Origin of the sequence: Ligilactobacillus sp. Marseille-Q7487 (assembly GCF_949152225.1) — a bacterium.
In the GTDB taxonomy this organism is placed as follows: Bacteria; Bacillota; Bacilli; order Lactobacillales; family Lactobacillaceae; genus Ligilactobacillus.
The window spans coordinates 763,467-778,721 of record NZ_CASCJC010000001.1 but is presented as its reverse complement, the minus strand read 5'-3'; the positions used below and the strand labels follow the sequence as shown (position 1 = coordinate 778,721).

15 protein-coding genes are annotated in these 15,255 nt (G+C 35.2%); 3 read left to right on the top strand and 12 right to left on the bottom strand.

Annotation, left to right across the window (positions count from 1 at the left end):
• Positions 1-16: 16 nt before the first annotated feature.
• The 11 genes from QM017_RS03890 to QM017_RS03840 all read right to left on the bottom strand — a co-directional run bounded on the left by QM017_RS03890 (position 17) and on the right by QM017_RS03840 (position 11,814).
• Positions 17-1,048 (bottom strand): SepM family pheromone-processing serine protease, encoded by a 1,032-nt coding sequence (locus QM017_RS03890; RefSeq protein WP_282709557.1) that lies wholly within the window; start codon positions 1,046-1,048, stop codon positions 17-19.
• Complete coding sequence (gene coaD / locus QM017_RS03885; RefSeq protein WP_282708916.1) at positions 1,044-1,529, bottom strand: pantetheine-phosphate adenylyltransferase; 486 nt, start codon at positions 1,527-1,529, stop codon at positions 1,044-1,046. The genes QM017_RS03890 and coaD overlap by 5 nt, the downstream gene beginning before the upstream one ends.
• A gap of 54 nt (positions 1,530-1,583) precedes the next feature.
• The gene (gene rsmD / locus QM017_RS03880; RefSeq protein WP_282708915.1) at positions 1,584-2,138 is read right to left on the bottom strand and encodes a 16S rRNA (guanine(966)-N(2))-methyltransferase RsmD; all 555 of its coding nucleotides are present in this window, start codon (positions 2,136-2,138) and stop codon (positions 1,584-1,586) included.
• Between the two features lie 14 nt (positions 2,139-2,152).
• Positions 2,153-2,437, bottom strand: a complete 285-nt coding sequence (locus tag QM017_RS03875; protein ID WP_178197293.1) for a YlbG family protein — start codon at positions 2,435-2,437, stop codon at positions 2,153-2,155.
• A gap of 25 nt (positions 2,438-2,462) precedes the next feature.
• Positions 2,463-3,563: a CAP-associated domain-containing protein gene (locus QM017_RS03870; RefSeq protein WP_178197291.1), complete on the bottom strand. Its 1,101-nt coding sequence runs from the start codon at positions 3,561-3,563 to the stop codon at positions 2,463-2,465.
• A 13-nt stretch (positions 3,564-3,576) separates the two neighbouring features.
• Positions 3,577-7,008 (bottom strand): pyruvate carboxylase, encoded by a 3,432-nt coding sequence (locus QM017_RS03865; RefSeq protein ID WP_178197290.1) that lies wholly within the window; start codon positions 7,006-7,008, stop codon positions 3,577-3,579.
• Positions 7,009-7,044: 36 nt separating this feature from the next.
• On the bottom strand, positions 7,045-8,253 hold the full coding sequence (locus tag QM017_RS03860; RefSeq protein WP_349238467.1) for an FtsW/RodA/SpoVE family cell cycle protein: 1,209 nt from the start codon (positions 8,251-8,253) through the stop codon (positions 7,045-7,047).
• Positions 8,254-8,261: 8 nt separating this feature from the next.
• Entirely contained in the window at positions 8,262-8,549 is a 288-nt protein-coding gene (locus tag QM017_RS03855; protein ID WP_178197286.1) for a DUF1507 family protein, read from the bottom strand.
• A 229-nt stretch (positions 8,550-8,778) separates the two neighbouring features.
• On the bottom strand, positions 8,779-10,623 hold the full coding sequence (typA, locus tag QM017_RS03850) for a translational GTPase TypA (RefSeq protein ID WP_178197284.1): 1,845 nt from the start codon (positions 10,621-10,623) through the stop codon (positions 8,779-8,781).
• 131 nt (positions 10,624-10,754) lie between these two features.
• Positions 10,755-11,531 carry an inositol monophosphatase family protein gene (locus tag QM017_RS03845; protein WP_282708913.1) on the bottom strand — a complete coding sequence of 259 codons (777 nt, stop codon included), beginning with the start codon at positions 11,529-11,531 and terminating at the stop codon, positions 10,755-10,757.
• 1 nt (position 11,532) lies between these two features.
• Positions 11,533-11,814 (bottom strand): UPF0223 family protein, encoded by a 282-nt coding sequence (locus tag QM017_RS03840; RefSeq protein ID WP_178197280.1) that lies wholly within the window; start codon positions 11,812-11,814, stop codon positions 11,533-11,535.
• Between the two features lie 156 nt (positions 11,815-11,970).
• On the opposite strand from QM017_RS03840, the gene def reads away from it, so the two are divergent.
• Entirely contained in the window at positions 11,971-12,531 is a 561-nt protein-coding gene (gene def, locus QM017_RS03835) for a peptide deformylase (RefSeq protein ID WP_282708911.1), read from the top strand.
• Between the two features lie 66 nt (positions 12,532-12,597).
• Here the strand turns inward: def and QM017_RS03830 are convergent, their stop codons facing one another.
• Positions 12,598-13,080 (bottom strand): hypothetical protein, encoded by a 483-nt coding sequence (locus QM017_RS03830; RefSeq protein WP_282708910.1) that lies wholly within the window; start codon positions 13,078-13,080, stop codon positions 12,598-12,600.
• A gap of 242 nt (positions 13,081-13,322) precedes the next feature.
• Between QM017_RS03830 and QM017_RS03825 the strand changes: the two genes are divergently transcribed.
• Together QM017_RS03825 and QM017_RS03820 are read left to right on the top strand one after the other, a co-directional pair.
• Positions 13,323-13,541, top strand: a complete 219-nt coding sequence (locus QM017_RS03825) for a DNA-directed RNA polymerase subunit epsilon (protein WP_178197275.1) — start codon at positions 13,323-13,325, stop codon at positions 13,539-13,541.
• On the top strand, positions 13,538-15,214 hold the full coding sequence (locus QM017_RS03820) for a ribonuclease J (protein WP_178197273.1): 1,677 nt from the start codon (positions 13,538-13,540) through the stop codon (positions 15,212-15,214). The genes QM017_RS03825 and QM017_RS03820 overlap by 4 nt, the downstream gene beginning before the upstream one ends.
• The last annotated feature ends 41 nt before the right edge of the window (positions 15,215-15,255 follow it).

The following is a 15,255-nucleotide window of genomic DNA, read 5'->3' as shown; positions in this document are numbered from 1 at the left end:
TTCACGAACAGTCTTTCTAATCGTTATTTTCTAAATATTTCAAAGCATCTTGGATATTTCTCACCGGGACTATCTTCATGTTAGTTTTGATTTTAGATGCCGCTCTTTTAGCTTCTTGATAATTAGTTAAAGCTGCTGGATCAGCCTTTTTTTGCGCTTTAGATACAGGATTATTAGGTGCAAAAAAGACTGTTGCTCCTGACTTAGCACTTGCTACAACTTTTTTATCAATTCCGCCAATATCACCTACATGTCCATCCTGAGCAATTGTCCCAGTCCCTGCAATTTTACGCCCTTTTGTCAAATCTTTTTGTGCTAATTGTTCATATAATTGCAACGTTAACATCAAACCTGCAGAAGGTCCCCCAATATCTTGCATATTAGCTTCAATTTTTTTAGGAGTTTGAATCTGCACTTGTTGCATCATTGTAATTCCTAAGCCATTTTGCTTAGAGTTAATTTTTTGTAGTTTACCAGTAATTTGTAATGTCTTTTTTTGTCGCAAAACCGTCAGTGTCACCGGTTTTGTTATGTCTTTTTGTTTCAGTGCTTGCATAAAAGTTTCTAGAGTTGGATAACTTTTACCATCTAATTTAGTAATTAAATCTCCTGGTTGTAACTTACCTTTAAAATCAGAGTTTTTTGTTGTTGTAATAACACCTAGTCCATAAAACTTTTCTGTAACTGGTTGATGTGCCAAATTTAATGCTACATATTGCGCCTGATTAACCGCATCTTGCATATAATATTGTTCCATAGCATCGTATTCTTTGATAGTGTTTGTCCCCAAAGATTCACTTTTTGTCTCAATATCATAAAACGGTGTAATCCATCCTTTTAATAACATAAATGGTGTGGCCTGCATCATATTAACATAAACTAACATTAATTTCCCTTTTGCTTGACTCGTTTTACCATCAACTTTAACGTAATCTGCAACGTTTTTGGCAGCGCCTGGATATTCAACATAATACGGCAACGGACAAGCGAAAAAAGCCACCACTAATGCTAACAAACTCAGTAAAACAACGAACTTTTTTGTCTTAATCTTTCTCAGCCCACTTTCTTAATAAAGCTTGTTGTACTTCTGAACAAACAAAATTTTCTATTGTTCCGCCGAATTTGGCGATTTCTTTAATCATACTAGAAGAAACTACACTGTATTGTGGATTAGCTAACAACAAAACCGTCTCAATTTCTGGTGCTAGTTGTTTATTAATCAAAGCTATTTCTTGTTCATATTCAAAATCCTTGACACTACGTACACCTCTTATCATCACATCTGCATGCAAACGTTTAGCCACTTCAACTGTCAATTCATCTTTTGCACTAATAACAGAAACATTTTTAATATCTGCGACTGCTTTTTTAGTTAGAATTATCTTTTCTTCCAGTGTAAAGAAGCCTTGTTTACTACTATTAGTCAATAAAGCCACTATTACTTCATCAAACATCAAGCTAGCTCTTTTAATTAAATCCAAATGTCCATTTGTTATTGGATCAAAACTTCCCGGAAAAATTGCTTTCATACTTGCTTTTTGCTATTAATATAGCATTTCCTTTCTTGCTTTAATTTAAAAAATTCATTTTTGATAACGATAAAAAGTTAATCTTGTAATGCCATAATCTGCTTGTCTAAAACATTCAAAACCCGGTAATTGATCTGGAAGTTTAGCTTCTTGATCTGTCTCACAAACAATAATGGCATCTGTCGCTAATAATTGTTTTTGAACCATTTGCCCTAATAATGCAAGGATTTGTTGTTGTTTATACGGTGGATCTAAAAAAATATAATCAAAGTGTAGCCCCTGTTCACTAAACTGAGATAGGATTCTTTGCGCATCCGCTTTTAAAACAGTAAATCGTTCCGGTTGTTTAGTAACCTCAATATTTTCTTTAATTGTTTTAATTGCTTGATATTGTCGATCTACTAGATAAGCATGCTCAACACCTCTTGAAACCGCTTCAATACTCAAACCTCCACTACCAGCAAATAAATCTAAGGCCACACCCCCTGCAAAATAAGGTCCCATAATGTTAAACATTGCTTCTTTAACCTTATCTGTAGTTGGTCTAGTTTTCATTCCTGGAACTGCCTTTAGCTTGCGACCGCCATATTCACCTGCAACAATTCTCATTTTTTCATCACTCTTTATCTCTTGATTTTATCTCGATCTTCATCTGTCAATCGATATAATTCAGCAGTATATTTTTCTCTTAACTCCGCTCGTGGTGAAAGTAATACTTGCTTTACAAAGCGTAGTTGTTCTAGTTTTGCTACCGTTTGTGCAACATCTTCTTTATCCAAATACAAAACAGCATACTTCATCTTTCTAGAAACATATTGAATACTACCATACTTTCTAAGTTGCTTGCTTTGCTTTAAATGTTGCAAATAAACAATAATACTTTGGCGTTGTTTAATCTCAAATTCCATCAACATCCACCTCACTTTTTAAACCTCACTGACCAGTCACAACCACTAAAAGCCCTTTATCATAAGCAATTCCTAGCCTTTTAGCATTTAAAAACTCTTTTGTACTTGCATAAAAAGTACTATCTGTAAATAAATCTTGAGCTGAAAAAACTGGACCTAACACATAGATATTTAAAGCAACATCTTCTTTAAAATCCGTCAGCATTTTTTTGTTAAAATCAGAATCATCAGATATATCTATCTTAGTTACTTGCGAAAATTCATCATTTTGCATATTTTGAAGTGCTTTTTGCTGTTTCTTATTCAAGAAAGCTTTAGGTGTTTGCTTTAACGTTGTCATAGTCTTCATTGCTAAATCAGTCAACTGCTCATCTTTAATTAATGACTGCTTTTTAGCCAGAGCTGTCTTTACATTCAATGTTTGCCAAAAATCTTCTGGTACTGCTTTGGATAAATCATCCCAGGTTACTTGACCACCAAATTCTACTGGTAAAGGTGTTTTAGATAAAACAGTATAAAATCCTTTACGTAACAATTCAGTTGCGTTGAGATATTCTAATGCATATAACTTCTTTGTTTTTGGCTCTAGATAACAAATTGCATAGCTATTATTTGCAAAAGCAATCAATGGATGTGTGTTCATATCCGATTCTGATAACTCTAATTGAAATTTTTGTTCATTTGCTGTTATTTCAAAATTAGCATAAAAAGTACTCAACTTCAAAAGCTGTTTAAAACTCATCCCCATACTAAATGGTGCAATGTCTTGCCTTTCACCTACAATAAAAAGCGAGCTAATTTGATTAGTATAATTATCAATTCCGACTCTTAAATAATCTTGTGAATCAAAATTATACAACCACCATTGCATATTTTCAGCCGTCTGATAAGTTAGGGTAGGCTGCCCAAATTTTTCTTGAAAATGCCGACTAGACATTCCCACATATTGAGCTAATTCTGTTGTTTTAATCTTATCAATCTTAGGTGAGGTTAATTTAACTTGTGTTATATCGTGTTTTGTTTGTTTAACTTGTGGGCTGTTTTGTTGTTCTAGCGCCGTAAATAAATAACTAGTTAGCAAAACTAACAAAAATATCCCCCAAAATTGCCAAAACGCGCGCTTCATATACCCTCCGAAACTAGTTTTTAACAGGTTCTAATTCTAACAATAAATCTTGACTTTCTAGCAAATCACCATTTTTGACGTAAATATGTGTTACTTTACCATCAAATGGTGCTTTAATGGTTGTTTCCATCTTCATAGCCTCAGTTACCACCAAAGCTTCACCCTTTTGAACAATTTGATTTTTTTGAACTAACATCTCTAATACAGAACCGCTCAAGGTTGCTCCAATATGATTACGATTTGTCGGTTCTGCTTTTGGAACCTTTCGTCCTTTAGCTTTTTTGCTCTTATCATGCGTTACAATCGCTAAAGTTTGTCCATTTAATGAGAAGAATAAACTGCGGTTACCATCATCATCAGCATCTGAAATAGACTCTAACCGAACAATCATCGATTTGCCTTCAGAAGCCTTAACATGCAATGTTTCTCCTGGACGCATTCCTTGGTAGAAGGTTGGAGTATCCAAAATATGCATCAAGCCAAATTTTTCTGAAGTTTCTTCATATCCCATGAATACTTCAGGATACAAAATGTAACTCAAAACTTCTTCTTTACTTGGAGTACGCCGTAACTTTTCTGCTAATACTTGAGTCTCATGCTCAAAATCAATTGGCGTTGCTAAACTACCAGGACGAACGGTGATTGGCTTTTTATCTTTTAAAACTACCTTTTGTAAATCTATTGGAAAACCACCCACAGGCTGTCCTAAATCACCGGCAAAAAATGCGACAACAGATTCCGGGAAGTCTAATAACTTACCACGTTGCAAAACGTTATCTTTGTCCAAATCATTTTGAATCATGAAGATAGCAAAATCGCCGACAACTTTAGAACTTGGAGTAACCTTAACGATATCACCTAAAAGCTCATTAACTTCGCGATACTTAGCTTTCACCAATTCAAAATCAGTAATCCCTAAAGCCTTAGCTTGTTGTTGCAAATTAGAATACTGTCCACCCGGCATTCCTGTTTGATAAATATCTGTTTGTGGTGAAGTCATACCATTCATGAAATCTTGATAAAATGGTTTAATGCCGCTCCAGTAACGATTGAGCGTTTCAACGTTATCAATATCTAATTTTGGTTGACGCTTATCACCAGCTAATGCGTAATACAAGCTACTAATACTTGGTTGACTAGTCGTACCAGATAAAGCACTTGAAGCTACATCAACAATATCTACCCCTGCTTTAGTTGCTTGAATATAAGTTGCAATCCCATTGCCAGTTGTATCATGTGTATGCAAGTGTAATGGTACATCGATTTGTTCTTTTAATGCACTAATCAATTCATAAGCTGCTTGTGGTTTTAACAAACCTGCCATATCTTTGATTCCAATCATTTGCGAACCAGCAGACACTAAATCTTTAGCTAAGTTAACGTAATATGCAATATCATATTTATGCGCATTTGGATCTAAAATATCACCCGTATAACACATCGTTCCTTCAGCAATCTTTCCAGTATCACGGACAAATTGGATACTTTTTTCCATTTGTTTAACCCAATTTAAACTATCAAAGATTCTAAAGACATCAATGCCGTCTTGGGCACTTTGCTTGATAAATTCTTGCAAGACATTATCAGGATAGTTTTTATATCCTACAGCATTTGAACCTCTAAATAGCATCTGCAACATTGTATGTGGCATATTTTTGCGCATTAACTTCAATCGTTGCCATGGATCTTCATTTAAGAAGCGATAAGCCACATCAAAGGTTGCCCCGCCCCAAACCTCAGCAGAAAAGACATTTGGCATAATACGATCATAGTATTTAATGACAGGTTCCATATCTTTAGTACGCATACGTGTTGCAAACAAGCTTTGATGTGCATCACGCATTGTTGTGTCTGTCAAAAGAACTTCTTTTTGTGCTTTGACCCATTCCATCGTTGCTAAAGCACCTTTTGTATCTAAAATTTGTTTAGCATTTTCACCGTTGGAATATTCATGCAAACCTTCAGATAATTTAATGTCTGGCGCATAAACTTTTGGATGTTTCTTAGCTCCAGGAAAACCATTAACCGTTACATCTGCAATGTATTTAAGCAACATGTTTGCCGTATTTTGTTGACGTTTCATCTCAAATAACTCAGGTGTATTATCAATAAAGGTTGTATGTGCTTGTCCACTAGCAAAAACTGGATGATTCAAAACGTTGCGCATGAAATCAATATTAGTTTTTACACCTAGGATCTTAAATTCACGTAAAACACGATCCATTTTAGCAACCGCTTCGGTAAATGATCTAGCTTGAACACAAGCTTTAACTAATAAAGAATCAAAAAACGGCGTAACAACTGCACCAGCATACGCATTTCCACCATCTAAGCGTACGCCAAATCCACCAGGAGAACGATAAGTTTCAATCTTTCCGGTATCTGGCATAAAGTTATTTTCCGGATCTTCAGTTGTGATTCGGCATTGCAAAGCAGTTCCATGATAGCTTAATTGTTCTTGCTTAGGTAAATGTAAGTCAGCAAACAAATCTTTACCCGCTGCAATTTGAATTTGACTTTGGACAATATCAATATCTGTAATCATTTCCGTAATTGTATGTTCAACTTGTACTCGCGGATTGACTTCAATGAAATAAAAGTCATCGGCCGTCACTAAAAACTCAACTGTCCCGGCATTATAATAATTAACACTTTGCATTAAACGTACTGCAGCTTGACAAATTTCATTTCGTCTTTGTTCATCAAGCGAGATACTTGGTGCAATTTCAATAACTTTTTGATGTCTCCGTTGAACTGAGCAATCACGTTCAAACAAATGTAAAACATTACCATGCTTATCAGCTAAAATTTGAACTTCAATATGTTTTGGATTCTCCAAGTATTTTTCTACATACAATTCATCGTCACCAAACGACTGCATTGCTTCGCTACGTGCACGATTATAGCTTTCTTCTAGTTGATTAGGATTGTGCACGATTCGCATCCCACGGCCACCGCCGCCCAAAGCCGCCTTAACCATAATAGGATACCCATGTTCTTTAGCAAATTCACGAACTTCAGTAATTGAAGTAACTGGATCTGTTGTACCAGGAATTGTTTTTAATCCTGCCTTAATTGCTGCTTCTTTAGCTTGAATCTTATCACCAAAAACAGCTAAATGTTCAACGTTTGGACCCACAAAAATAATTCCAGCATCTAAACATTTTTGAGCAAATTCTTCATTTTCTGATAAAAAACCATAGCCTGGATGAATTGCATCAGCTCCTGTCTTTTGAGCAACTGCAATGATTGCATCCATATCTAAATAAGCATCAGTTGGTTTTTTACCTTCTCCAATCAAATATGCTTCATCAGCCTTAAAACGATGAACACCATATTCATCTTCTTTAGCATAAACTGCTACTGTTTTTAATTTCAATTCATGACATGCACGAATTATACGGATTGCAATTTCTCCACGATTAGCAATTAAGATTTTCTTCAATTCCTATACACCACTTTCTAAAAATCAATGTAGTTTTTAACTTGATTTTTTACGTTTCTTTTCTAACACATCAAATTCTAGCTTTCTTTTTTGTTTTATCGAAATATTAACAACCATTCCCAAAGCCGCCGACAATACCAACATACTAGAACCACCATAAGAAATAAATGGTAGCGTAACACCAGTAACAGGTACTAAGCCACAAACAGCGCCGACATTTAACAAGGTTTCTATTAAAAAGAAAGTTCCAATCCCATAACAAAACAACGCATTAAATATTGTTTTTGAACGAATTCCTATCAAAAAGATGCGCATGATAATCCAACATAATAACACCAATACAACTGTCACACCAATCGCACCTAACTCTTCTGAAATAATTGCCAAAATAAAATCGGTGTGAGCTTCTGGTAGATAACCTCTTTTTTGAATACTATTCCCAATTCCTTGTCCTAATAGCCCACCATTACTGATTGCATAATAAGAGTTGACTACTTGTTTACCAGTTTCGGTTGCATACTTGAAAGGATCAAAAAAAGACAAAATACGTCCATAAGCATATCCTGGCATAAGAGTGCCAAGCTTTGTTTTAGCCAATATTATCAATAATATACTATAAGCAATTGGCAACCCCACTAAACCACCTAAAACGATTTTTAGTGAATTGCTAGCAGCCAATAAAATCATAAATAAAATCATGAAATTGATCAAAAAACCACCAGTATCAGGCGCTTTTAAAATCAATCCCAACATTATTATCATCATAAGAGCTAAAATATATGGTCTAGTTAAGAAGTTTATCTTTGTTGGAATAATATCTTGATTGACGATTTTTTGACGCATACCACAAAACCATGCCACATAAATAGCAATATAAACCTTACATAATTCTGCAGGTTGAATACTAAAAGCCCCTAGATTAATCCAGCCTTTAGCACCATTAACAGCCGTTCCAAATACTAAAGCGTATATCAATAATCCAATTAAAACAACATAACCAAATTCTACAACCATTATATTAGCCCAAATACGTTGATTAAGATAGCTGACTATAAAAAAGACAATCACACCTAAAACAGTAAAAAGTAATTGTTTTAATAGATAACTATCAAATCCTCCGCCTAAATACAACTGACTGATTGAACTAGCCGAATAAACCATCACAGTTCCAATAATAGATAATAATAAATATGGAATAAACAGGTAGTAATCAAAAAAGCTCATTTTTTTTCGTAAAGTTTTCATCATAATACTTATTCGATATTTTCAGAGTCTTTGAAAGCTTGTTTCTTAATTTCTTCCAATTCGTCCTCCAATTTGCGGATTAGCTGTTGTCCTTCTTGATATGAAATCAAATCACAAGCCACCGCAAATTTAACTTCACAAGCAAAGCCAAACAACCTTGTATCCGCAACTTCTTCAAAAGCTGGACAACCTGTCAAACAAAGAGTCGACCTTTGATTGCTAATAAGTTGGCGAATTGCACAAGCACTTTGTTCTAAAACAGCAAGTGCCTCTTTTTTTGTAACAGCTTCTCCCATTTTCTTTCTCCTTTCATGACTACCATCAATTATAACATAGATTTTTCTTTCATTGTTGTGTGTTATCGGTTCCTTTTTAAGGGAAAACTCTTTTTTATTATCCTGATAAAACTTGCAAAAAGCAATATAAAAACAAAAATAAATCTCATTTTGATTCTAATTAACGAACATTTAAAATCTAATACACAAAAAAACTAGCTAAATAATACTATCTAGCTAGTTTCTCTTCTTAATCTTGCGTTGCTTTTTTAGCCTTTTTAGCTTCTTTTTCACGCATATTAGTATCAAGTGTACGTTTGCGTAAGCGAATTGTTTCTGGTGTGATTTCTAACAATTCATCTTCATTTAGGAATTCTAATGATTCTTCAAGAGTCAAATGAGTTGGCTTTTTAATCGTTGCGGTTTGATCTTTAGTCGCAGAGCGAACGTTTGTCATGTTCTTACCTTTAGTAACATTAACTGAAATATCACGTTCACGTGAAGATTGTCCCACAATCATCCCCTCATAAACTTCAGTACCTGGATCAACAAAGATTGTCCCACGACCTTCAACACCCATGATAGCATACGTCGTAGCCTTACCTTGGTTGATAGATACTAATGCACCGTTACGACGACCTGGTTCCCAATTTCTAATAACTGGTTTATATTCCGCAAAAGTATGATTCAAGATACCATACCCACGTGTCATGGATAAGAATTGTGAATCATAACCGATCAAGCCACGTGTTGGAGTAGAGAATGTCAAACGTGTTTGCCCGTTATTTCCGGTTTCCATGTTAACCATTTCACCTTTGCGTTGTGCCATTGAGTCAATTACCGAACCAGAGTATTCATCAGGTGTATCGATTACTACATTTTCAAATGGTTCACATAATGTTCCATCGATATCACGATAAATAACCTTTGGACGAGATACAGCTAATTCAAAACCTTCACGGCGTAAGGTTTCAATCAAAATTGATAAATGCAATTCTCCACGGCCTGAAACAATCCAAGCATCTGGAGATTCAGTATCTTCAACGCGTAAAGAAACATCAGTGTGCAATTGTACTTTCAAGCGATCTTCTAACTTACGTGCAGTCACATGATCACCTTCACGACCCACAAACGGTGAGTTATTAGTCATAAAGGTCATTTGTAAGGTTGGTGGATCGATTCGTAAAACTGGTAAAGCTTCTGGAGAATCAGCTGGACAAACGGTTTCGCCAACGAAAATATCATCCATCCCCGAAACTGCGATTAAGTCGCCAGCTTTAGCTTCATTAATTTCAATTCGTTGTAAGCCCAAGAAACCAAATAACTTAGTTACACGGAAATTTTGTTTAGAGCCATCAAGCTTCATAACTGTAACGCTGTCGCCGACTTTAACACTTCCACGAAAGACGCGCCCGATTCCGACACGCCCCACAAACTCATTATAATCAAGCATTGCCACTTGGAATTGCAATGGTTCTTCTGAATTATCAATTGGAGCTGGAATAGCATCTAAAATTGTATCAAAGATTGGATCCATTGTGTGTGCTTGTGTAGCAACATCTGGATCTAAAGAAGTTGTCCCATTCATAGCCGAAGCATAAATCACGGGGAAATCTAATTGATCTTCATCTGCACCTAATTCAATAAATAAATCTAAAACTTCATCAACAACTTCTTCTGGTCTAGCTCCTGGACGGTCGATTTTATTGATGATTACAATTGGTGTTAAATGTTGTTCTAATGCCTTTTTTAACACAAAACGCGTTTGTGGCATTGTCCCTTCAAAAGCATCAACGATTAACAAAACACCATCAACCATTTTCATGATACGTTCAACTTCGCCCCCAAAGTCGGCATGTCCTGGTGTATCCAAAATATTGATTTGCTTATCTTTATACTTAACAGCAGTATTTTTAGATAAAATGGTAATTCCACGTTCTTTTTCAATATCGTTAGAGTCCATCGCACGATCACTGATTTGAGCATGATCGTCTAAAGTATTTGATTGTTTAAGCAATTCGTTAACAAGCGTTGTTTTACCATGGTCAACATGGGCAATAATAGCAACGTTGCGAATATCATCACGTGTTTTCAAGTTTATTTCTCCCTTTCAAAATTCTAGTGCTCTTTGAAATGTACGCAAGATTTTTTCAGAAACAAAATGAAAATGTTCACGCCATTTTCATAACCTTCCATAAAAAAACTGTGATATCGTTGTTCACAGTTTTATGCGTGCTCTATAATCGCAGCTATTTCTTGTTGTGCATTCTTCGTAGCCACCAATACATCAGTTGATGATAACATATTTACTGCTTTTCCGTCAATCGTTTTCACGACTAAACCTATGCTTTGCGCCAAAATTTGACCGGGAGCATAATCCCATGGCCGCAAATGTGACACATATGCGATACATTTACCGGTAAGTACATGAATATATTCAATCCCAGCACTACCATAAATCCGTGTCCCCGCTGCATTTCTAGCAACTTCTTGCAAATTACAATAATTATTAAGCAACATAGGACAACTGATTCCAACTAACCCGTCTTTCAAATGCAAATCAGCCGGTGCTTTTAAACGTTCATCATTACAATATACTCCACATTTTGGTCCACCCCAATAAAGCTTATCTTGCATCACATCCAAAATATAAGCTAACTTAGGCTGTCCATCTTCATAAATAGCTAACATTGTTGTAAAATTAGCCTGCTGTTTCACGAAATTCATCGTTCCATCAATAGGATCGATAATCCAAAGCAAACCTTTTTGCCAACAAATTTCTGCATGCTTACTTTCTTCGCCTAAGATTTGTGACTGTGGGAAAGTTTTTAAAATTTGCTTTGTGTAGTATTGTTCAACTAAACAATCTACATTGGTTACTAAATCAGTACGACTCGTCTTAGTTTGGACAGTTATGTCGGATTGTAGGCTTGCTTTAATCTGTTTTTTTACTGTTTGTAACCACTGTTGTACATGAGTATTAATTTCTTGCCAATCTGTCATCTTAATCCTCACGATACACTACAAAATCATTTGATTGAGCTTGTACATATTTAACAGCTCGATAAATGCTTAACTTCGAAACTCTTTCAAATTCCTTATCTAACTGTTTTTGTGTCATTTTAGCTGGAACAATTTGACAAAATTTTTGATACTTATCAATGAACTCCGCACGCTTAGTTCCTTTTTCATAAAGATTTTCTACCGCAACATAAAAATCAATAACACTGATTAATTCATCTGTCGTCCATTCTGGTAGCAATGGATACTCATAACTTTTTTCCATTCAGTTTACTCCTTTGCAATTAAAATTTCTTACTGAAATTATACCACAAAACCATTATTAAACATGTGTTAGCCCACTTTTTAACTCTTGATACCATTTATTTTTAAAATATGCTATCATTAAGAAGATAATCTTTTATTATGGGGGTTAAAGGCCTTGATTACAATGAAAAATATCATTCGCGAAGGAAATCCTATTTTACGTCAACGTGCTAATAAGGTCGAATTTCCTTTAAGTCCAGAAGATAAAAAATTAGCACAGGATATGATGGAATTTCTTGAAAACAGTCAAAATGAAGAAATTGCAGAAAAATACGGCTTGCGTGCAGGTGTTGGCTTGGCTGCTCCACAACTTGCAGTTTCCAAGCGTATGACTGCTGTATTAGTTCCTGGGACTACAGAAGAACAAGATCCTCTTTTCAAGCATGTTTTAATCAATCCCACCATCTTAAGCGAATCTGTCCAAATGGTTGCTTTAGGTGAAGGCGAAGGTTGCTTATCCGTAGATCGTGAAGTTCCTGGCTATGTTCCACGCCACAATCGCATCAAATTGCGTTGGTATGATTTAGATGGCAATGAACATCAAGCACGTTTGAACGGTTACGAAGCAATTGTGGTTCAACATGAACTAGATCATTTAAACGGTGTATTGTTTTACGATCACATCAATAAAAACAATCCATTCGTAATTCCAAAAGATATGCTAATCTTAGAATAAAAACTGCCATGAAATAAATCTTATTGTTTAATCTTTTAAACATTTGATTTGTTTCATAGCAGTTTTTTATTCTTCTAATTTTTTTATGTCTTGTAAATAACCAAGAGTAGATTGATTAGCAACATGTGCAATATCAACATGTAAAACATCTGCAAATAACCAAATATCAGAAATACAAAATACGGGGTGCCCATTTAAAGATGGTAGATTTTGAGTCTTAGCATATTTGTTTAATAAATGTGTCAATTCTTCTTTAATTAACGGAAGTTGGTCAGTCGTAATTTTTTGTGCATCGATACTGTATTCAAAGGCTAAGACTCCTTTTCCCCACACATCTGCAATATACTCTGAAGCAATCTCATTTATAACCTTACTACCATCATATTCAGAAAATTTAAGTTGTTTAATACAGTGCAAAAATGCTTCATCGGTTACTTTTTTACTAGAATTTTGAACAATCTTTAAGGCTTGATTACGCCGATATTTTTGCCAACTAAAAATCATCAGCAAGACTAAGACTAATAAAAATAAGACAAAAAATGGTCTCATCTAAATCACCTCGAATCATTTCTTATCTTAATTATACAACATTGTCTAATTTTTCTTTAACAAAAAACGTTTACATTATAAAAAGTATTTTATTCCAACTCAGTATCCTATACTTAACCCCCATAATATGCTAGAATATATTTAAATATTGTGCAAACAATCCTTGTTCGGAAGTTACATTTATTAACTCAGGTCTTAACTTGCCTGAAATTTATTTTTTAAAGGAGATTTAATTACTAATTATGATTTTTAAAGTTTATTATCAACCATCAAAGAAAATTAATCCTCGTCGTGAAAATACCGAGGTTTTATATCTCGAGGCTGCTTCAGAAGTCGAAGCACGTATCTTGGTCGAAAATCAAACACCATACAATATCGAATTTATCGAAGGATTAGATCAAGCAGCTTTGGCTTATGAACAACAAAGCGTCAACTATAAACTAACGGAGTTTGACAGATGAAAAAGCTAGTCGTTAGAAATAACGAAACTGCTGTTTTTGCAATTGGCGGACTAGGAGAAATTGGGAAAAACACATATGGTATTCAATTCCAAGACGAAATCATTGTCATTGACGCGGGTATCAAGTTTCCTGAAGATGATTTATTAGGAATCGATTACGTTATTCCAAATTATCAATACTTGGTAGCTAACAAGCAAAAAATCAAAGCTTTAATCATTACTCATGGCCACGAAGATCATATCGGTGGGATTCCTTATCTTTTACAACAGATTAATATCCCTATTTATGCTGGTCCTTTAGCCTTGGCATTGATTAAAAGCAAACTAGAAGAACATGGATTGTTACGTTCGGTAGAGTTACATGAAATCAGCGAAGATACTGTTTTAAAATTTAGAAAGACTAGCATCTCATTTTTCAGAACGACTCACTCTATTCCCGATACTTTAGGTGCTGCTATTAAGACACCGTCAGGAACTATTGTTTGTACCGGTGATTACAAGTTTGACTTAACACCTGTTACCAAACAACCACCTAACCTTCAAAAGATGGCTAAACTTGGTGAAGAAGGCGTGTTATGTTTACTTTCAGATAGTACAAATGCTGAAGTACCAGATTTCACTAAATCAGAACGTTGGGTAGGTAAATCTATCCGACAAATTTTTGAAAAGGTCGATGGTCGCATTATATTTGCAACTTTTGCCTCCAATATATCACGTATTCAACAAGCAGCTTTGGCTGCGGTCAAACGCGGACGTAAAATTGCTGTTTTTGGACGTAGTATGGAAGCTGCTATTGTAAATGGACGTGAATTAGGTTATTTAGATATTCCCGATGAAGCCTTGGTTGAAGCACGTGAAATTAACAGTTTACCTGCTAATAAAGTTATGATTTTATGTACTGGATCTCAAGGCGAACCAATGGCTGCTTTAAGTCGAATTGCAAATGGTACTCATCGCCAAGTTTCAATTCAACCCGGCGATACAGTGGTCTTTTCAAGTTCCCCTATTCCTGGTAATACGACAAGTGTTAATAAGGTTATTAATGAGCTTGAAGAAGCTGGCGCAACGGTCATTCATGGTAAAGTCAATAATATCCATACTTCTGGTCATGGTGGTCAAGAAGAACAAATGTTAATGTTACGTCTGATGAAGCCTAAGTATTTTATGCCAGTACACGGTGAATATCGTATGCTTAAAATTCATACCGAATTAGCACAGCGTTGCGATGTTGCTAAAGAAAATTGCTTTATCATGGAAAATGGTGATGTCTTAGCTTTAACTAAAGATTCTGCTCGTCTAGCGGGACACTTTGAAGCTGGTGATATCTACATCGATGGTTCTGGAATTGGCGATATTGGTAATGTCGTCTTACGTGACCGCCACGTTCTTTCTGAAGAGGGACTAGTAGTCGTTGTAGCAACTATTGATATGAAAAAGCGTGAAGTCTTAGCTGGTCCTGATTTATTATCCCGTGGATTTATCTACATGCGTGAATCAGGCGAGTTAATTAATAAAGGCCGTCAACGTGTTTATCGTACAATTAAACGTACATTAAAAAATGAAAAAATAACAGAAAACATGTTAAAAGAAGCAATTACTGCTGACTTACAAGGTTTTCTATATGACCAAACAGAAAGACAGCCAATGATTTTACCAATGCTTATCACTGTTTAGGTTGCTTAAAAACCTGCTTATGTGCAGGTTTTTTCTGTTAA

Coding starts and splice junctions, on each gene's coding strand:
- rsmD (WP_282708915.1), bottom strand. CDS start 2,138: ATGAGAATTGTTGCAGGTGAATATGGCGGTCGCAAGCTAAAGGCAGTT.
- QM017_RS03870 (WP_178197291.1), bottom strand. CDS start 3,563: ATGAAGCGCGCGTTTTGGCAATTTTGGGGGATATTTTTGTTAGTTTTG.
- QM017_RS03830 (WP_282708910.1), bottom strand. CDS start 13,080: ATGAGACCATTTTTTGTCTTATTTTTATTAGTCTTAGTCTTGCTGATG.
- coaD (WP_282708916.1), bottom strand. CDS start 1,529: ATGAAAGCAATTTTTCCGGGAAGTTTTGATCCAATAACAAATGGACAT.
- QM017_RS03825 (WP_178197275.1), top strand. CDS start 13,323: ATGATTTTTAAAGTTTATTATCAACCATCAAAGAAAATTAATCCTCGT.
- QM017_RS03875 (WP_178197293.1), bottom strand. CDS start 2,437: ATGGAATTTGAGATTAAACAACGCCAAAGTATTATTGTTTATTTGCAA.
- QM017_RS03820 (WP_178197273.1), top strand. CDS start 13,538: ATGAAAAAGCTAGTCGTTAGAAATAACGAAACTGCTGTTTTTGCAATT.
- QM017_RS03855 (WP_178197286.1), bottom strand. CDS start 8,549: ATGGGAGAAGCTGTTACAAAAAAAGAGGCACTTGCTGTTTTAGAACAA.
- QM017_RS03860 (WP_349238467.1), bottom strand. CDS start 8,253: ATGAAAACTTTACGAAAAAAAATGAGCTTTTTTGATTACTACCTGTTT.
- QM017_RS03840 (WP_178197280.1), bottom strand. CDS start 11,814: ATGGAAAAAAGTTATGAGTATCCATTGCTACCAGAATGGACGACAGAT.
- QM017_RS03845 (WP_282708913.1), bottom strand. CDS start 11,531: ATGACAGATTGGCAAGAAATTAATACTCATGTACAACAGTGGTTACAA.